General features: G+C 32.1%; 17 protein-coding genes and 1 tRNA gene. 6 read left to right on the top strand and 12 right to left on the bottom strand.

The genetic code is table 11. The annotated features are described in order from the left end of the window. Nucleotides 1–88: 88 nt before the first annotated feature. From aceE to SAR11G3_RS02900, 4 genes are read left to right on the top strand one after another with little or no spacing between them, the layout of a single operon-like run. Nucleotides 89–3433, top strand: a complete 3345-nt coding sequence (gene aceE, locus SAR11G3_RS02910) for a pyruvate dehydrogenase (acetyl-transferring), homodimeric type (RefSeq protein WP_081456284.1) — start codon at nucleotides 89–91, stop codon at nucleotides 3431–3433. Next, nucleotides 3433–4755: a 2-oxo acid dehydrogenase subunit E2 gene (locus tag SAR11G3_RS02905; protein ID WP_013695261.1), complete on the top strand. Its 1323-nt coding sequence runs from the start codon at nucleotides 3433–3435 to the stop codon at nucleotides 4753–4755. The genes aceE and SAR11G3_RS02905 overlap by 1 nt, the downstream gene beginning before the upstream one ends. Beyond that, nucleotides 4756–4899, top strand: a complete 144-nt coding sequence (locus SAR11G3_RS07320) for a hypothetical protein (RefSeq protein WP_013695260.1) — start codon at nucleotides 4756–4758, stop codon at nucleotides 4897–4899. After that, a complete protein-coding gene (locus SAR11G3_RS02900) occupies nucleotides 4884–5876 on the top strand; it encodes a serine hydrolase domain-containing protein (RefSeq protein WP_013695259.1) in 993 nt (330 codons plus the stop codon). The genes SAR11G3_RS07320 and SAR11G3_RS02900 overlap by 16 nt, the downstream gene beginning before the upstream one ends. On the opposite strand, the gene SAR11G3_RS02895 is transcribed toward SAR11G3_RS02900, so the two are convergent. The 4 genes from SAR11G3_RS02895 to SAR11G3_RS02880 all read right to left on the bottom strand — a co-directional run bounded on the left by SAR11G3_RS02895 (nucleotide 5858) and on the right by SAR11G3_RS02880 (nucleotide 8745). After that, on the bottom strand, nucleotides 5858–6826 hold the full coding sequence (locus SAR11G3_RS02895; protein ID WP_013695258.1) for an NAD(P)/FAD-dependent oxidoreductase: 969 nt from the start codon (nucleotides 6824–6826) through the stop codon (nucleotides 5858–5860). The genes SAR11G3_RS02900 and SAR11G3_RS02895 overlap by 19 nt on opposite strands. A gap of 15 nt (nucleotides 6827–6841) precedes the next feature. Further along, a tRNA-Ser gene (locus tag SAR11G3_RS02890) sits at nucleotides 6842–6931 on the bottom strand. Nucleotides 6932–6954: 23 nt separating this feature from the next. After that, nucleotides 6955–7878 carry a glycosyltransferase family 2 protein gene (locus SAR11G3_RS02885; protein ID WP_013695257.1) on the bottom strand — a complete coding sequence of 308 codons (924 nt, stop codon included), beginning with the start codon at nucleotides 7876–7878 and terminating at the stop codon, nucleotides 6955–6957. Continuing rightward, on the bottom strand, nucleotides 7879–8745 hold the full coding sequence (locus SAR11G3_RS02880; protein WP_013695256.1) for an NAD-dependent epimerase/dehydratase family protein: 867 nt from the start codon (nucleotides 8743–8745) through the stop codon (nucleotides 7879–7881). 47 nt (nucleotides 8746–8792) lie between these two features. On the opposite strand from SAR11G3_RS02880, the gene SAR11G3_RS02875 reads away from it, so the two are divergent. Together SAR11G3_RS02875 and SAR11G3_RS02870 are read left to right on the top strand one after the other, a co-directional pair. Then, nucleotides 8793–9362 (top strand): hypothetical protein, encoded by a 570-nt coding sequence (locus tag SAR11G3_RS02875; RefSeq protein ID WP_013695255.1) that lies wholly within the window; start codon nucleotides 8793–8795, stop codon nucleotides 9360–9362. Then, on the top strand, nucleotides 9352–10020 hold the full coding sequence (locus SAR11G3_RS02870; protein WP_013695254.1) for a hypothetical protein: 669 nt from the start codon (nucleotides 9352–9354) through the stop codon (nucleotides 10018–10020). Before SAR11G3_RS02875 ends, SAR11G3_RS02870 begins: the two co-directional genes overlap by 11 nt. 15 nt (nucleotides 10021–10035) lie before the next feature. Here the strand turns inward: SAR11G3_RS02870 and lepA are convergent, their stop codons facing one another. Genes lepA through SAR11G3_RS02830 form a run of 8 tightly spaced genes read right to left on the bottom strand, consistent with a single transcriptional unit; the run spans nucleotide 10036 to nucleotide 19570 of the window. Beyond that, entirely contained in the window at nucleotides 10036–11844 is a 1809-nt protein-coding gene (lepA, locus tag SAR11G3_RS02865) for a translation elongation factor 4 (RefSeq protein WP_013695253.1), read from the bottom strand. After that, entirely contained in the window at nucleotides 11841–14231 is a 2391-nt protein-coding gene (gene pheT / locus SAR11G3_RS02860; protein WP_013695252.1) for a phenylalanine--tRNA ligase subunit beta, read from the bottom strand. Before pheT ends, lepA begins: the two co-directional genes overlap by 4 nt. Then, the gene (pheS, locus tag SAR11G3_RS02855) at nucleotides 14228–15295 is read right to left on the bottom strand and encodes a phenylalanine--tRNA ligase subunit alpha (protein ID WP_013695251.1); all 1068 of its coding nucleotides are present in this window, start codon (nucleotides 15293–15295) and stop codon (nucleotides 14228–14230) included. The genes pheT and pheS overlap by 4 nt, the downstream gene beginning before the upstream one ends. 21 nt (nucleotides 15296–15316) lie before the next feature. Beyond that, complete coding sequence (rplT, locus tag SAR11G3_RS02850) at nucleotides 15317–15673, bottom strand: 50S ribosomal protein L20 (protein WP_013695250.1); 357 nt, start codon at nucleotides 15671–15673, stop codon at nucleotides 15317–15319. Between the two features lies 1 nt (nucleotide 15674). After that, nucleotides 15675–15881 (bottom strand): 50S ribosomal protein L35, encoded by a 207-nt coding sequence (gene rpmI, locus SAR11G3_RS02845; protein WP_013695249.1) that lies wholly within the window; start codon nucleotides 15879–15881, stop codon nucleotides 15675–15677. 57 nt (nucleotides 15882–15938) lie between these two features. Next, nucleotides 15939–16484, bottom strand: a complete 546-nt coding sequence (gene infC / locus SAR11G3_RS02840) for a translation initiation factor IF-3 (RefSeq protein WP_041862345.1) — start codon at nucleotides 16482–16484, stop codon at nucleotides 15939–15941. A 4-nt stretch (nucleotides 16485–16488) separates the two neighbouring features. Beyond that, nucleotides 16489–18405, bottom strand: a complete 1917-nt coding sequence (gene thrS, locus SAR11G3_RS02835; RefSeq protein WP_013695247.1) for a threonine--tRNA ligase — start codon at nucleotides 18403–18405, stop codon at nucleotides 16489–16491. A 31-nt stretch (nucleotides 18406–18436) separates the two neighbouring features. Beyond that, entirely contained in the window at nucleotides 18437–19570 is a 1134-nt protein-coding gene (locus SAR11G3_RS02830) for a glycosyltransferase (RefSeq protein WP_013695246.1), read from the bottom strand. Nucleotides 19571–19577: the final 7 nt, after the last annotated feature.

Raw genomic sequence — 19577 nt, 5'->3', positions numbered from 1 at the left:
TACCCAACTCAAAGTAAATTTGCTAATATAGCTGTAGCTTTTAAAGCATTTACAGTTGCTTAATAAATTAATAAACAACCATGATCTTATGAGTACTGAAATTAGAGTTCCTGACATTGGTGATTTTAAAAATGTAGAAATAATCGAAGTGTTGGTGAAAGAAGGCGATCAAATTAATAAAAATGATCCTATCATCACTCTTGAAAGTGATAAATCAAGTGTGGAAGTACCCTCACCCTTTTCTGGAACAATATCTGAGCTAAAAATCAAAGTTGGAGATAAAATTTCTCAAGGTGATTTAGTTGGCTTTATGGGTATTGAGGGTGAAGCTGAAAGCAAGTCTACACTCGCAGAGAAGGTCTTACCCGAAACAGAAAGAATTATTAGAGATGCTGAAGAAAATTTAACGCAAGAATCTTCATCTGGAATTGTTGAAATTCAAGTGCCGGACATTGGTGACTTTAAAGAGATTGAAATTATAGAAGTTCTTGTAAAACAGGGAAATGAAATTAAAAAAGGCGATCCTATCATTACACTAGAAAGTGACAAATCAAGCATGGAAGTTCCGTCTCCAATTTCTGGAATTGTTAAAGAAATAAAAATAAAAGTTGGAGATAAGGTTTCTAAAGGAAGTATAATAGGAACTGCAGAAAGCCGAGATCAAGTTTTAAAAGTAGAACATAATCAAAAAGAGAAATTGATTGATCCAGTCTCGACTAAAACTACAGCTAGAGCTCCAAGAATTGAAATTAAAAACCAAAAAATTTATACTGGAATACCCAACAGTAAAGATATTGATCCTGAAGAAACAAATGAATGGATTGAGTCTTTGGAAGGAGTGGTTAAAAGAGATGGGGCAGAACGAGCTCACTATTTATTAACCCAATTAATTGATCAGGCGTATATTGCTGGATCCACTATTCCATTTACTCAAAAAACACCTTACGTAAATACTATTCCCACAGAGCTAGAAGCAAAGTCTCCAGGAAACCAAGAAATTGAAAAAAAAATAAGATCTCTAGTTAGATGGAATGCTGCTGCAATGGTAGTAAGAGCAAACAAGGTCTCTTCTGAACTTGGTGGGCATATTGCAACTTTTGCTTCAGCTGCCACTTTGTATGATGTTGGATGCAATCATTTTTGGAGAGCTAAAAATGAAAATTTTTTAGGTGATATGATTTACTATCAAGGTCATGCTGCTCCTGGGATGTATGCAAGATCTTTTCTTGAAGGAAGAATTTCTGAAGAACAATTAATTGGCTTTAGACAAGAAGCTAAAGGTGGAGGCTTGTCTTCCTATCCACATCCTTGGTTAATGCCAAACTACTGGCAGTTTCCAACTGTCTCTATGGGTCTTGGTCCAATCACAGCCATCTATCAAGCAAGGTTTATGAAGTATTTAGAAAACAGAGGCCTGATTCCACATCAAGATAGAAAAGTCTGGTGTTTTATTGGAGATGGAGAAACGGATGAAGTGGAAACCTTAGGGGCAATTGGTTTAGCCACTAGAGAAAAATTAGATAATTTAATCTTTGTTGTTAATTGTAATTTGCAAAGATTAGATGGTCCTGTCCGTGGAAATGGAAAAATTATTCAGGAGCTAGAAGGTACTTTTAGAGGTGCAGGCTGGAATGTTATTAAAGTAATTTGGGGATCGTATTGGGATTCTTTGTTAAAAGCAGACAAATCAGGTCTTCTAATGAAAAGAATGAACGAGTGTGTTGATGGTGAATACCAGGCGTTTAAGGCAAAGGGTGGTGCCTATGTGAGAGAAAATTTTTTTGGTAAATACCCTGAATTAACGAATCTAGTTTCCAATATGTCAGATTCGGATATATGGCGTCTAAATCGTGGAGGACATGACCCAAACAAAGTATATGCAGCTTACGACTCTGCCACAAAACATAAAGGACAACCTTCTGTAATTTTAACAAAGACAATTAAAGGTTATGGGATGGGTAAATCTGGAGAGAGTATCAATACCACTCACCAACAAAAAAAATTAGGACTAGATGACATGTTCTACTTTAGAGATAGGTTTGATATTCCATTGACTAATAAGCAGGTTGAGAATTTAGAATTTTATAAACCTGATGAAAAATCAGAAGAAATTCAATATTTAAAAGAAAGAAGAAGATCTCTAGGTGGCTCTATACCTTCTAGATCTTCCAATGCTACTCCTGTTAAAATTGATAAATCTGTATTTGAGTCTTCTTACAAGTCGTCTGGAGAAAGACAAATTTCAACCACCATGGCTTTGGTCGCCATTCTTACTAAAATATTAAGAGATAAAAACACAGCTGCTAGATTAGTTCCCATTATACCTGATGAGGCAAGAACGTTTGGTATGGAAGGATTTTTTCAAAAAGTTGGAATTTATGCAAGTGAAGGTCAGAAATATGAACCTGTAGATTCTGAGCAAATAAGTTCTTATAGGGAAGATAAAAAAGGACAAGTTTTAGAAGAGGGTATTAATGAGGCCGGTGCAATGTCTTCTTTTATTGCAGCTGGTACAGCTTACACTAATCACGATATTGAAATGCTACCTTTGTATATTTTCTATTCTATGTTTGGATTTCAAAGGGTTATGGATCTCATTTGGGCTGCTGGAGATTCTCAAGCAAGAGGATTTTTAATAGGAGCAACTGCTGGAAGAACTACATTAGCAGGAGAAGGCTTGCAACACCAAGATGGACATAGTTTAATTATGGCATCCATGATTCCAAATTGTGTTTCTTATGACCCCACTTATGCTTATGAGCTTGCAATTATTGTTGAAGATGGCTTGAAGAGAATGCATGAAAAACAAGAAAACATTTTTTATTATATTACCACCATGAATGAAAACTATATTCATCCTGAATTACCAAATCATGTAAAAAAAGAGGATGTATTACAAGGAATGTACTTGTTAAAAAAATTCGAAAATCAGGGAAAAACTAAAGTTCAACTCATGGGTTCAGGTACTATTCTTAATGAAGTGTTGCAAGCAGCTGAAATTCTTAGCAATGAATATGGGGTCGATTCTGATGTATGGAGCGTAACTAGCTTCAATGAGTTGAAAAAAAATGGAATGGAAATTGAAAGAAAAAATCTACTTAACCCCACTGAAGAAAAGCAGAAATCTTTTGTAGAAAAATGTTTGGACGAAAGATCGGGTCCTGTCATTGCTGCAACAGATTATATGAGAATTCATGCAGAACAGATTAGTCCTTATATCAAAGAAAGTTACTATGCTTTTGGAACAGATGGATACGGCAGAAGTGATACTAGAAAAAAATTAAGAGATTTCTTTGAGGTTAATAAAGAATATATAGTTGCAAATACCTTGAGTATTTTAGCAAAAGAACAAAAAATAGCATCTAAAGTTGCACAAGACGCTTTCAAAAAATATAATATTGATCAAACAAAACCGATACCAACAAAATTATAATGTCTAATGATATTTTAGTTCCTAATATTGGTGACTTTAATAATGTTGAAATTATTGAGGTTCTAATTAAAGAAGGTCAAGAAATAGAAAAAGGAGATACTGTTATTACGCTTGAAAGTGACAAGTCAAGTGTAGAGGTTCCTTCAAATATTTCTGGAATTGTCAAAGTCGTTCATATAAAAATTGGTGACAAGGTTTCTGAAGGAAGTTTAGTAGCTTCGCTAGAAGGTACTATAGAATCTACCAAAATAAATCTACCCGATTCCGAAAATAAAAAAAATATAGAAGATAAAGATAAAGTAGATGAGTTAAAAAATTCAATTATTACCCAGCCTACCACAAATGTGATTGGGGGGGGAACAGTTTCTGCCCAATCAGTTGTATTCTCTAATAATGGTGTAGGTGTTTCTGGAGCAAGTCCAAAAATTATGAAGTTTGCAAGAGAGCTGGGAATTTCTGTCAATGATATTTCTGGAAGTGGTAGACAAGGAAGAGTTCTAGAGCAGGATATTAAAAATTATGTTGGCCAAAATTTAAACAAAAACAAAATTGAAGAAAATGACACTTTGAGCTCAAAAACTGAAAAAGTAGATTCAGATGCTCTTCCATATCAACATAATGAATTTGGTGATGTTGATGTTCAAACGATTCCTAGAATTAAAAAAATGTCCGGTCCACACTTGGTTAGGGCCTGGAATACAATTCCACATGTAACTCAACACGACGAGCTAGATATTACAGAAATGGAAAGCTTTAGAAAAGGATTGGTAAATTTAAATACAAGAGAGAAAATTTCAATAACACCATTAGCTTTTATGATGAAAGCCTTGGTTAATGGTATGCAAAGATTTACAAACTTCAATAGCTCCCTAGACCAAGATAAAGTTGTTTATAAAAAATATTTTCATATTGGAGTTGCTGTTGATACTCCACATGGCTTGATGGTACCAAAAATTCGAGACGTGAACACAAAAAGCCTTTCCGACTTGAGTAAAGAAGTGAGGTCCGTAAGTAAACTTTGTAAAGAATTAAAGATTGATAAAAAGGAATTTTTTGGAGGTTCGATGACGATTTCTAGTCTAGGAGGTATCGGAGGAAGTTTTTTTACACCCATTATTAACTCTCCTGAAGTCGCAATAATAGGAATGGGAAAATCCGAGATAAAACCAGTATTTATTAATGGAAAATTCGAGCCAAGAATGATGATGCCAATTTCTTTATCTTACGATCACAGAATAATTGATGGTGCTGAAGCTGCAAAATTTTGTCAGGACTTAAAGATTAGTCTTGGAAGAAACTTTGCTGTGAATCTGGCTATCTAGATGTTGGTAAAAGGATTTTGTGAGAAAAAATTCTTAGAGATTAAGGAAATTTTTAACAATTCCTTTGAAGACCTTGCAGAAACAGGAGCTGCATTTTCGATCGTTCAAAATAAAAAAAAATTATTAGTTTGTATGGCGGAGTAACTAATTCTCAAAATAGTCCATGGAATGAAAAGACAATTGTTAACACCTTTTCTGCGAGCAAGGGAATTTATGAGGCTTGTGCTGCAAAACTAATTAATGAACAATTGCTAGACTTGGAAAAACCAGTTTCTTATTATTGGCCCTCTTTTAAACACTCAAGCAAGTCCTCTATTTTAATTAAGCATATTTTTTCTCATCAATCTGGGATGTATCGTTTTAAAACAAAATTAGAAAATAAAGATTTATTAGACTGGAAAAAAATTATTTCTATTTTAGAAAACCAAGAACCAGACCATAATGCTGGGGAAAAAACATATTATCATGCAAAAACTCATGGTTATCTAATAGGAAATTTAATTAGAATTGTAAGCGGACTAGGTGTTGGTCAATTTTTAAGAAAAAATATTACAAAACAGGAGAATTTAAATTTTTATTTTGGTGTGGACAATTCTCAAATAAAAAATATTGCTGACCTTTCTTTACAAAAATCTAATCAAAAAAATAATAAATATGACAATGAAGATTTTAACGCCTTTAATAATCCAGAACAAAACATTGAATTTTATAATAGCCAAGATTGGAGAAAAGCTGAAATACCATCAATGGGCGGTCATGGCAATTCAGATGCTATTGCCTCTATTTATGATTATCTAGCTAATGATTTTAGAAGTGATCAAAAAAATATTATTAGCCATAATTTGTTAACTAAATGTTTAGAAGAGACAGAATCTAGAATAGATTTAAGTTTAAATTTTCCAATTAGGTGGACCAACCTAGGATTCATTTTGAGGGGTGGGTGGATGTTTGGAAAACACAAAGAATCCTTTGGACATAACGGTTGGGGTGGATCATTGGGGTTTGCAGATCCGATCAATGGGTTAGGCATATCTTACGTAACAAAAGAAATTAACCCTACCATGGGAATGGATCAAAGAGCTTTGGCCTTAGTTAAAAAATTCTATGAGTTGTTAATTTGATTGGCTAACAATGTTGCACTTCTCCAAGCGTCTTCCGCTTTTGGCCCACACATCCAATCCCCGCAAATACCTAGATTAATATCCTTGTTCCAATAAAATTTTCTTGAAAAATCTTTGTTTTTAAATGCATAAAGCCAACCATGTATATCTTTATGAGATATTTCTACATTTTGAATCTCAAGTAAAGTAGTAAATTCCTGTATCATAAAATTTAAAACCTCTTCTTTTTGATCTCTATAAGTGTGACAATATTTTTTTGCAAACTCTAAACTACTTTGCAGGGTCCATAGCTCAAGATTATCATTGTTTCCTATTCTTAGCTTGGAACTCTCATTTCCAGCCCACCTCAAGGTAGAATTGTTTTGAAACTTTATTCCACAAGATGAGAGCTTTAAAGGCTTATTAAATGCAATCATTGCAGTAAGGTTTGGCTCCATTGAACCTTCAAAATTTAGCTCTAAGTTCAGAGAGTTCGTGACCTTTTGACATTGCTCCAAAGGTATAGTTAGAATTAGCCTTTCACACTCTTGAACTTCCTTATCTTTAAATCGCAAAATCCATTTGCTATTTTTTCTGTCAATTGTCACTAATTCTTTTAAATATTCTACTTTTGTAGTCACCAAATCTTTTACAAAACAATTGTTTCCTGATTTTCCAATGTACTTTTTGCTATCCATTGTTTTGCCATCTTCAAAACAACGGAAGTCCCCACTCCACTCCTTAATTGAAGATTTTAAATACTGATTTAAAAAAAAATCAAATTCTTTTGTTGTTGGAGAGATGTATTGAAGACCATGATCAAAAAACCCCACATCATCAACTCTTCTCGTGGATGATCTTCCACCTGGACCTCTACTTTTGTCAAATATCAAAAAGTTATTATTTGGATTTAATACCTTAGTTAGTACTGCGGAACAAAACCCAGACCCAATAATTATCGTCTTAATCATAATTGTTTATATTTATGGCGGAGAGAGAGGGATTCGAACCCTCGAAACTTTTGACAGTTTACACACTTTCCAAGCGTGCTGATTAAACCACTCTCACATCTCTCCATAAGTAAAAAAATCACAAAAAACTAATCAACTTTATGTTTTATTCTAAAATAAGAACCTTTTTTAAAAATTATAGATTGGCACGCAGATAGCCTAGTCCTATTTACTTTATACTTTTCTTTGTTTGCCGTAATGAGGCTAAACAAAAGTTTGACTGAAGATTTTAAAATCATCTTAAATAAAAAACTGAGAGCGATCAATTTATTGCAGAATTTAAAATTAAAATACATTGATGACCATGCAAAATGCCATATTCTTGTTACGTTCATAGTATCTTTAATTTCTGAAAAATGTGAACTCCAGCCCTTATGGTCTACAACTGCATTCTTTATTTTAATTACAGAATAGTTGTTAAGATGCAGCCTTAGGCATATATCGATATCTTCTAAATAAACATATATTTTACTATCCCATCCACCAATCTTTTTCATAACTTCAGTTCTGATAAGCATGGTAGTGGCATTAACAGCATCTACGCAAAAATCTCCTGCCGGCTCTATATTTATTTTATTTTTCAATTTGTCCTGATTGAATTTTTTATTTTTTTTAGAATACTTTAAGTCATAAAAATCATATTGGCTATAATTTCCTAGATCATAGACAATTGGCACAACCATTCCTGCAGTTGGGTATTTTTGCATTCCTAAAATTAAGTTGCTTAAACAATTCTCTCTTAAAACAACATCTGGTTGTGTTAGTAACATATAATCTGTTTCTATTTTCTCCAATGCGAAGTTAAAAGTTTTCCCTAAGCCAACATCACCAATATTAAAGTATGCACAATTAGAAAATTTACTAATCTTATGTAAAAGTCGGTCGTCAAAACTATTATCTACAACTAAAATCTTAATATTTTTAGGAATACTTTTAATATTATCAAATATTTCATCACCCGGAAAATAAGTGGGTAGAACTACAGTGCAGTTTTTGTTAGTTAAATTTTGCAATTAGATATTTTTTTTATATTGCGTAATATAGTATTTTAAAACTTCCTCAATTCCTTCTTGGATAGAGTTTTTAGGTTTCCAAAATTTTAGAAAATACTTATCTGCTTTATTTTTTTTATTCATTTGAACAATATCTTTGTTTTTTGAAGGTACGATTGAAATCTCCAAGTTCATTTTTTTTAACAATGTTTTGATAATTTTTGCAATATTAATAATTTTAGTTGACTTAAATGTTGTTAAATCAATATAATTTTTTTGCTTAATAATACTATCAAATTTTTTCATAATAATTTCTAATCCTCTACAGCAATCTTCTGCATACAAAAACTCCCTTTCTTCATTACCATTTGTGAGCATTGATATTTTTTTCTTGGTTAATGCCTTAATAATAAAATCTGTAATAACGTGTGACTTGGTTAAATCTTTTTCAATTCCATAAACATTCCAAAACTTTACAGTTATACCACCTAAGATTTTGGTATATTTTTCACCAACGCTCTTGAGAACACCATAATTAGAATGATTCATATTTGACATTTGGCTACTAGCAAAAATGAACTTTTTTTTATATTTTCTGATTAATTCAAAAGTATTTTGCATAAGTAAAATATTATTGGATACGAAGCCGAACGTATTTTGATATTTGTTTAAATAGCGAGAACCACCCACATCAAAAGCTAAAAAATAAATAAAACTGGACTGTCTAATCAAGTTAGCCAGTTTTTTGTTTCTAAACTTTCTAAGATCTTGGAATTTGGATGTTGCTATATCAAACTCTAAAACAGAATAATTTTTATTCTTTAAATAGTCTTTTAAATGAGCCCCAACCTGCCCTTCAGAACCTAATATAAGTACTTTTTTTCTCATATTTTTTATATAGTTTAATATTGCAAACAAGTACAGGTAGATATTTGATGAACAAAAAGAAAATAATTTTTTTTGAACCAGAAATGATGGGTGGTAAGGGTCATCATCTTGATAATTTAATTGAATCGTCAATATATTTTGAAAAAAATCATGAAATAATCTGGCTTGTTAATAACAAGTTTGACGCCCCCAATTTGTGGCTACCTAATTTTGTTAAAAATTTTAGAATTATAGATTCTTATAAATCAAAAAATCTTTTCGAAAAAATTATGAAGATGTTTATTGAGATTTTAAATTTTTTTAAACTATCTATACTTTTTTTTAAAAAGAAAATATTAAAAAAATATTTTTTAGCATTCTTTAAAAATTATTTTTCCATACCTGAATATTTTTTTAATTTTTACAATTGCTATAAAAAATTAAAAATAAATCCTAATGACATTATTATAATTCAAAGTTGTAGACCCAAAGATGTTGAGTTAATTAATTTCTTATTGTCAATTGAAGGAATTTTGCCAAAAATTATCATAAGAATTTTATACCCCCCTAAAAAAAAAAGAAAAAAATTTTTATTATTTTACCGAAAGCATATTAAAAAATGCGTCCATGAAAAATAAATTGCATTTATTTACTGAAGTAGATTCTGTAAAAAATATAATCTCCAATACCTCTGATTTAAAAGTAAAAAACTTTACTCAAATTTATTGTTTTCATGAACGCAAAACTCCAAGCTTTATTAATGTTGGTTTTTTGGGTGAATCTAGAGAAAATAAAGGTTTTAACAAAATTCCTGACTTAATAGAAATTTTAAAAAAAATAAATAAAAATATTTCCTTTACAATTCAGTTTTCAAAAGAAACATACCCAAATACAAAAAATGCAAAGAATAGAATTTTAGAATTGGCAAAACAGTATTCTGACATTGATATATTTGAAGGATATCTTGATTTTCAATTTTATAGAAATCTTTTAAAAAAAATTAATATTATGCCAATTTTATATGATTCTGATCAAGTAAATCATGTAGGTTCAGGATTGTTTTTTTCATGCATCACTCACGAAATACCTATGATTATTCCAAGAGAAGCCTCTCAATTAAAATCATATTTAATTTCTAATTCGTACAGAGATGCATCAACAATAAAAGAATATGCCGAGGAAATTGTCTATATTTGCAATAATTATGAAAAAATTTTAAAAGAAATGAAAAAAGTTTCTACTGATTATAAATTAAAAATTCAAAAAGATTCATTGGTAGCTCAAATTTATTCCTAAAAAATTTAAATTTTTTTATGTATCTTTGTTAATCTTTAATACTCCAATAAAGGCTTCTTGAGGTATCTCCACATTGCCAAATTGCTTCATTCTGGACTTTCCTTTTTTCTGCTTATCTAATAATTTTCTTTTTCTATCTCTTGCTCCGCCACCATGAATTTTGGTTAGAACATCTTTTTTGAAACCTTGTATCGTTTCTCTAGCTATAACTTTTCCTCCTATAGCTGCTTGAATGGGTATTTGAAATTGATGTCTTGGGATTAGCTCTTTTAATTTTTCGCATATTAATCTTCCTTGTCTTACTGCAAATTCCCTATGGATAATCATAGATAATGCGTCTACAGGCTCTGCATTTACTAGAACTGAAAGTTTAATTAAATCTCCATCTTTATAATCGTTAATTTCATAATCAAAACTAGCATAACCGCTAGAAATAGATTTTAAACGATCATAAAAATCAAAAACCACCTCATTTAATGGTAGTTCATATTTTAAAACTGCTCTATTTCCAGAATAAGATAGATTTTTTTGTAAGCCCCTTTTTTCTTCACAAAGCTTGATTATAGAACCCAAATATTCATCCGGTGTAATTAATGTTGCATCTATCCAAGGCTCTTTAATAGTTTTAATAAAATTAGGCTCTGGCATGCTACTAGGATTTTGCAAATCTGATTTAGTTCCATCTGTTTTTTCTAATTTGTAAACCACGCCCGGTGTAGTGGTTATTAAATTTAAATTATATTCTCTATCTAATCTTTGAACTGCAATTTCAAGGTGTAGCAATCCTAAAAATCCGCATCTAAAACCAAGCCCAAGGGCAGAGGAAGATTCTGCTTCATAAATTAAACTAGAATCATTTAGGGATAGTTTTCCCAAACTATCTCTTAACAACCCATAATCTGAGCTGTCTACGGGAAATAAACCGCAAAACACAACTGGCTTACTTGGTTTGAATCCTGGTAACGCTTTTGTAATAGGATTTTTTGACAATGTAATGGTATCTCCTACTTTTGTTTCTGAAACGCTTTTAATTCCTGTAACTATAAAACCCATTTCTCCAGGACCTAAAGCATCTTTATTTATAGGCTTCGGAGTAAAAACTCCAACCTTGTCAATTTTATATTTTGCACTATTGGACATCATAAGAATTTCATCATCTCTTTTAATGTAGCCATCTATAATTCTCACTAAAATTACGACACCTAAATAACTGTCATACCAACTATCTACCAGTAAAGCTTTTAGCTGATCATTGCTTTCACTTATTGGCGCCGGTAATTTTTCAACAATAGCAGTTAAAATATCTTCAATTCCTATCCCTGTTTTTCCTGATGCTAAAATTGCACTAGAGGTGTCTAGACCAATAACATCCTGAATCTCTTGCTTAACTAATTCAGGTTCAGAGGCTGGCAAATCAGCTTTGTTTAAAACGACTACGATTTCATGATTGTTATCCATGGCCTGATAAACGTTTGCAAGTGTCTGGGCTTCTACTCCCTGAGTACTATCTACTATCAATAAAGAACCTTCACACGCTGCTAATGAACGGCTAACTTCATAACTGAAGTCTACATGGCCTGGTGTGTCCATGATATTTAAAATATAAGTTTTTCCATCCTTATGCTTGTAATTCAGGCGAACTGTCTGAGCCTTGATGGTAATTCCTCTTTCACGCTCAATATCCATAGAATCTAAAACTTGCTCTTTCATCTCTCGAGATTGCAATCCACCGCAGGTTTGAATAAGTCGATCGGCAAGAGTGGATTTTCCGTGATCTATATGAGCTACAATAGAAAAATTTCTTATTAGTTCTGTAGAGCTCATGAGCTCCTTAAAGTACCACCTACATGAGATTGAACTGCAGATATAATTTTTTGACTGGTTTCTTCGATTGTTTTTTCATCTAAAGTTTTTTCCATAGATTGCAGTTTGATACTAAAAGCGATTGATTTTTTTCCTTGTTCAATATTCTCGCCCTCATATACATCAAAAATATTAATATTGGTTATTAATAATGGGTCACACTTTTTAACCTCTTTGATGATCTCATTGGCACTAATGCTCTTATCGACAATAAAAGCAAAGTCTCTATCAACCGCTTGAAACTTTGATACTACATAATTTTGTTTTGCATCTTTTTGGTTTCTTTTTGGTTCGGAAATGTTGTCTAAATAAACTTCAAACCCACAGGGCGAATAATGATCCAACTCTAATTGATTGACAATAATTGGATTAATTTCTCCAAAGCTTGCAAGTAATGGTCCTTTGTTTGATCCTAAATAAAAAGAACCAGATCTACCAGGATGAAAAGATGAATTGCTTTTGCTTTCAACAATAAGATTAGAACTATCTATCCCAAGATCTATCAAAATTTGAACCACATCGGACTTAGAGTCATAAGCATTAAAAGGTTGGATTTTCATCATCCAATTTTTTTCTATCTTATCTCCCATGACAATACCTGAAGCAAAAATATTTTGTTGTCCTGGCTGCTTTCCTTTAAACACAGGGCCAACCTCAAAAAGCATTAAGTCTTTATGTCCCCTATCTACATTGTTCTTTGCATGAATTAATAAGTTAGAAAATATAGATGTTCTTAAAGTGTCAAGATCTGAAGATATTGGATTTATCAATCGTAATTTCTTATCTGAAAAAAAATCATCTATTTTTGAGTTGGTAAAAGACCAGGTAACTGTCTCTAAATATCCTAAAGAAGCAATAGATCTTTGAGTGTGGTGAAATATTTTTTGATGGAAGTTTAAAGTAGGTTTTAAAATGTCTCTGTCAGGTTCGGTAAGAGGAATATTATCATAGCCCTTAATTCTAATAAGTTCTTCAATAATATCTACTTCTTGATTTATATCTGGTCGAAAACTAGGTACTATCAATTCTAATGTATTTTTTTTGTTCTTTACCCCAAAACCCAAATCCTCTAAAATAGATTTGCTTTCTGTGCTAGAAATCTCAAAACCTATTAATTTTTTGAAGTTAGCAATGGTAAAAACAATTTTTTTTTCTTTATAATTAGACTTTCCAGCCACTTTAATGGAACTAATTTTTCCACCACAAATTTCATGTATTAGCTTTGAAGCTTTGACCAGCCCTTCTTCTATAGACATAGGATCAACTCCTCTTTCAAATCTATATTTTGCATCTGTTAACAATCCAAGTTTCTTAGAAGATTTTGCAATAGTGATTGGATCGAAGCTTGCAGCTTCTAAAATAATGTCAGTTGTTGACATCTCTGTACCAGTAGAGACTCCTCCAATAATTCCTCCAAGTCCAAGAACTTTTGATTGATCGGCAATAACACAGTCTTCAGCAGAAAGTTCATATTTTTTATTATCTAGTGCTTCAAAATGTTCGCTCTTTTTTGACCTTCTGACAATAATCTTGCCAGATATCTTATTGGCATCATAAGCGTGTAGCGGCCTATTCATGTCTATCATTACATAGTTGGTAATATCTACAATTGCAGAAATAGACTTTTGACCGATTGACTCTAAATCTTTTTTTAACCAGTCTGGACTTTCTTTGTTTTGAACACCCTCGATATAACAGCTCCCAAATTGGTAACACCCAGAATCCTTTTTAACTTCAACTGAAATAGCTTTTTTTGATGTAACTTTTATTATTTCCTTTTTAGATTTAAGAAAAGTACCTTCTCCAGATGCTGCCAAATCTCTAGCAATACCCCTTACTCCAAGGCAGTCAGACCTATTGGGGGTTATGGAAATATCAATCATGGGATCTAAATTTTCTTTAAAAAAATTTTTACCTATTTTGCGTTTGGAATCTAGCTCCATAATTCCATCACTACTATCTGAGATGTTTAGTTCAGATTCTGAACATAGCATTCCAAAAGATTCTACTCCTCTAATCTTTGCAACAGAAAGCTTCATACCATTGGAAGGAATAACCGTGCCAGGAGAAGCATAAACTGTAATTAAATTATCTTGTGCATTGGTGGCTCCACACACAACCTTAGTAATTTTTCCATCTCCAATATCCACGTCACAAATTTTTAACTTATCTGCATCTGGGTGTTTAATGGCCTTTAATATTTTACAAATTTTAAAATTAGATAAATTACTTTTAGCTGAGCTAATACTTTCAACTTCAAGACCAATAGATGTAAGTTTTTCCCCAATTTGTTCTGTGGTAGATTTTGTTTTTAAATATTTTTTTAACCAATTTAGGGTGATGTTCATTTTGATAAACCCCTGTAATTAGTGGGTACATCATTTGCATTAAATCCAAAGTGTTTTAACCATCTCACATCACTATCAAAAAATGATCTTAAATCGTTTATGCCATATTTTAACATTGCCAATCGGTCAATTCCGACTCCGAAAGCATAGCCTTGGTACTTTTTGGTATCTACTTTTGCATTCTTTAAAACATTTGGATGCACCATGCCACAACCTAAAATTTCTAACCATTGATCACCCTGTCCTATGGTGATCTTTCCATTTTTGATTTCATATCCAATATCCACTTCAGCAGAAGGTTCTGTAAAGGGAAAATGGCTAGGTCTAAAACGCATTTTAATTTGATCTACTTCAAAAAATTTTTTTAGAAAATAATCCAAACATCCTCTTAAATCTGCCATGGTTATGTTTTGGTCAACATACAGACCTTCTAACTGATGAAACATTGGAGTGTGTGTTTGGTCACTATCACATCGGTAGGTTCTTCCGGGTGCAATAATTTTTAGGGGCGGCTTTTCATTTAACATTGTTCTAATTTGAACAGGCGAAGTATGAGTTCTCATCAATAATTCTTTTTGTTCGTCTAAATAAAAAGTATCATGCATATCGCGTGCTGGATGATTGGGTGGTGTGTTTAAGGCTGTAAAATTATTGTATTGATTTTCAATATCCGGCCCTTCCGCCACTGAAAAACCTAACTCTGCAAATATACAAGTCAGCTCATCAATTACTTGTGAGACTGGATGAATCTTTCCTTGAGGTTTTGTTGGTGCTGATAAACTAATATCTATAGTCTGGTTTTCTAATTTTTTTTGAATCTCCTCTTGTTCAAATTTTGTATGAAGAATACTAAATTGCTCTAGAACCCTGGTTTTTAAAATATTTAGTTGGGAGGCAAATTCCTTTTTTTTCTCCTTATCAATAGTTGCCAAGTCCTGGAACAGTTTTGAAAGAGTGCCTTTTTTTCCAAGAATTTCTATTTTTAACTTTTCTAAACTTTCTTTAGATTCTAATTGAGAAAATTTAGCAAAAATTTCTTGTTCTAGTGTGGTCAGATTGTTCATCTAAAAATTAAAAGTTTTAATTTAATTTAGATGTGATTGTACCTTTTTTACAATAGATTTAAAGGTTTCGGGATTGTGGTAGGCAATATCCGCCAATACTTTACGATCAATTTTAATTTTAGACTTAATTAAACCATTTATAAATTTAGAATAAGTTAAACCTTCCGCTCTAACTCCAGCGTTAATTCTTTGAATCCACAAAGATCTAAAAATTCTTTTATTTCTTCTTCTATCTCTGTAGGCATATTGAAGAGATTTCTCTACAGCTTGTTTTGCTACTCTAATTGTATTTTTTCTTCTTCCCCTGAAGCCTTTAGCTTGTTTAAAAACCTTTTTATGCTTTTGGTGACTTGCCTGACCTCTTTTGACTCTTGCCATACTATCCTCTTACACCATAGGGCATAAAGGATTTTATTATCTTGGCATCTTGCTTCGATAAAACCGTAGTGCCTCTTAATTTTCTAATCTGCGCATTTGTTCTTTTAATCATTCCATGTCTTTTTCCAGCTTGTGGAGCTTTTACTTTTCCAGTAGCCGTGAATTTGAAACGTTTCTTTGCAGAGCTTTTAGTTTTTAATTTTGCCATAAAAATGTAACGGGGTTATACAAAGATTGTGATTTGAAAACAACAGAAATCGATTGTCTATAAGGCCTGAATTATTAGGGTCATTTGACGACCTTCCATCTTTGCAGACTGCTCAACCTTACCTACTTCCTTAACATCTTCTATTATTCTTCTAACTAAATCGTAAGCAGCTTTTATAAACTCCATTTCCCTACCTTTGAATTTGATTGTAAATTTTACTTTATCTCCATTCGTTAAAAATTTTACTGCATTTTTAATTTTAAAATCATAATCGTGCACATCTGTTACAGGCCTTAATTTAATTTCTTTTAATAAGATAACTTTTTGTTTTTTTCTTGCTAAATTAGCTTTTTTTTGTAGCTCGTATTTATACTTACCACTATCCATGATTTTACAGACGGGTGGCTTTGTATTTGCTGCAATTTCAATTAAATCCAGTCCTACTTCTTGTGCCCTATTGATGGCTTCTCCTAAAGGAACAATTCCTATGTTATCTCCATCATGTCCAATGAGCTGGACTTCTGAAGCTCTAATATTGTTGTTAGTTTTTGGACCGCGATCTCTAGGCTTTCTATTATATTGAAAATTTTTATTAATAAGAATACCTCTAGATTTTTGGAGCTTGAGACTCTTTAGATAAACTCGAAATTATTTTTTCTAAGCTTTCGGTTTGTTGGTCTTCTTGACCCAACCTTCTTAAAGTAATTGTTTTATTTTGAACTTCTTTTGAACCGCAAATCATTAAGATGGGAATTTTTCCAACGGAGTGTTCTCTAATTTTATAGTTAATTTTTTCATTTCTTAAATCAATAATAGGTCTTATTGAAATTTTTTCAAGCTGATTTAATATTTCTTTTGCATAGTCATGGTGCTCATCATTGATTGGTAATATGGCAACTTGAACTGGAGATAACCAAAGAGGTAATTTGCCAGCATAATGTTCAATTAGAATTCCTGTAAATCTTTCTAATGAGCCAAATAATGCACGGTGCAACATGACCGGAGTTTTTTTCTTACCATCTTTATCAACATACGTTGCATCTAATCTGCCTGGTAAATTTAAATCGACCTGCAAAGTTCCACACTGCCAATCTCTACCAATAGCATCTCTTAAGACAAATTCAATTTTTGGTCCATAAAATGCTCCCTCACCTTTATTAATTGTATAGTCAACTTTGGAAGCCTTAATGGCTTCTAGCAATGCCTTTTCAGACTGGTCCCATACTGAATCGTCTCCAACTCTTTTTGCAGGACGATCCGCATACTTTAAAGTTATATTCTCAAATCCGAATGCTTTGTAAATATCCAATATAAGTTTTGTAACCTTAACAGATTCTTCCGTGATTTGATCTTCTGTACAAAAAATATGGGCATCATCTTGGGTGAAGGATCTGACACGCATTAACCCATGTAAAGAACCCGAGGGCTCATATCGATGGACTTTTCCAAACTCAGATAACTTTAAAGGAAGATCTTTATAACTTTTCAAACCTTGATTGTATATTTGGCAATGCCCTGGGCAGTTCATTGGTTTAATTGCAAACGTTCTCTCGTCAGGTGTAGAGGTGGTATACATGTATTCTTGAAACTTTTCCCAGTGACCAGACTTTTCCCATAAAACTCTATCAATAATTTCGGGTGTGTTTACCTCTTGGTATCCTGCTTCTAATTGTTTTTGTCTCATAAAATCAACTAACGTTTGAAATAAAGCCCATCCTTTTTGGTGCCAAAAAACAGCACCTGGACTTTCTTCTTGAAAATGAAACAGGTCCATAGTTTTTCCAAGTTTTCTATGATCTCTTTTTTCCGCTTCTTCTAAGTTATGAAGATATTCATCCAAATCTTTTTTTGTTTTCCAGCATGTTCCATAAATTCTTTGCAACATGACATTGTTAGAATCTCCTCTCCAATAAGCACCTGCAACTTTCATTAATTTAAATGACTTGCCGATTCTTCCAATGCTAGGAAGGTGTGGTCCTCGGCATAAATCGTGCCAAGACCCATGAAAATAAATGGATATATCCTCATTCCCAGGAATTGAATCTATGATTTCAGCTTTATAATGTTCTCCCATACTCTTAAAGTGATCAATTGCCTTTTTTCGATCCCACACTTCTCTAGTGGTCTTGTCATTACGATCAACGATTTCAATCATTTTTTTTTCAATTTTAATTAAATCGTCGTCAGTGAATGGCTCTTCTCGAGCAAAGTCATAATAAAAACCATTCTCGATGACAGGCCCAATAGTAACTTGCGTTCCTGGAAAAAGCTCCTGTACAGCCATCGCACAAACATGCGCTGCGTCATGCCTCAATAATTCCAGAGCATACTCATCTTCTAGAGTAATAATTTTTATCTTTGAATCTTTGACAATTTCAGTGTCTAAATCTTTATATTCTCCATTAACCTTTAGAGCCAAGGCTTTCTTGGATAGAGAAATGCTAATATCTTTTGCTATTTCCAATCCAGTTACTGAATTTTTGTAAGTTAATTCTTTGCCGTCTGGTAGCTGTACTATTGGCATATAAGTTGTACTGATCTCATTGAGGAATTTATTAAACTAATGATTGGTAAATTTCTAGTGTTTTCAGACACATTTTATCTTTAGTGTAGTTTTCTATTACATTTTTTCTTCCCTCTTTGCCTAAAGATTCAAGAGCCGCTTTGCTCATTTTAGAAATATTGTAAATATTTTTTGCAAGATCTTCTTTGCTATTATGATCAAATAACCAACCTGTTTTTTCAGGCTTTATTGTTTCCAAAGAACCTCCAATTGCACTAGAAAGTATTGGCTTTTCCATTGATTGGGCTTCTACACTAACTCTGCCAAAGGTCTCTGGTTCTATGGATGCAGAAACAATTAGATCACTAAATGCATAAGCCAAGGGCATGTTTTGCATCGGCTTCACAATTCTAATTTTGTCTATCATTTTATTAGATTCTATCAAATCCCTTAGGCTATTCTCGTATTGAATTCTGCCTTGGCTATCACCTAAAATGATAAAAAAAATATTTGAAAGTTGATCTTGCTTCTTAAGAGTAATTGCAGATTCAATAAAAAGTTTTTGTCCCTTCCAATTCGTTAATCGTCCTGGGAGCAAAACTAAAAAATTCTTATCTGAAAATCCCATTTCTTTTCTTAGATTGTCTTTTTCTATTTCTTGTATTTGAGATGGACTAAAATAACTTTCATCAATTCCTCTTTTGACAAGATCTATATTGATTTTTGAATTATAGTTTGAGTGAATGTGATTAAAAATAAAATTTGATCCTGCAATAACACGGTCTGATCTGATCATAATAGAATTATAAAATTTTTTAATGTCAGATCTAAAGTTGTACGTTCCATGAAAAGTGCTAACTAATTTAGTATTCGATAGTTTGCAAGCAAAGTAACAAGACCAAGCAGGACCTCTGCTTCTAGTATGTACAATATTAATTTTATATTTAGATATTAAAAATAAAATATAAAAAATATTAAATATAATAAAAAAAATATTTTTAGATGTTGGCCACTTAAATATTTTTACGCTTTTGCTTATAGAATCTAATTGAGAACCTCTAGAGGTCATAATAGAAGAAAATTCACATGTACTAGAAATGTATTCTGCAATATGTTTGCAACCTGTCTCAGCACCTCCAGTTCCCATGTCTGGTATCACTTGAAGTAATCTTATTTTTTTATTCATTCAACTT

The sequence above is a fragment of the Candidatus Pelagibacter sp. IMCC9063 genome, assembly GCF_000195085.1.
GTDB lineage: Bacteria > Pseudomonadota > Alphaproteobacteria > Pelagibacterales > Pelagibacteraceae > IMCC9063.
This window is presented reverse-complemented; position numbering and strand designations above follow the sequence as displayed.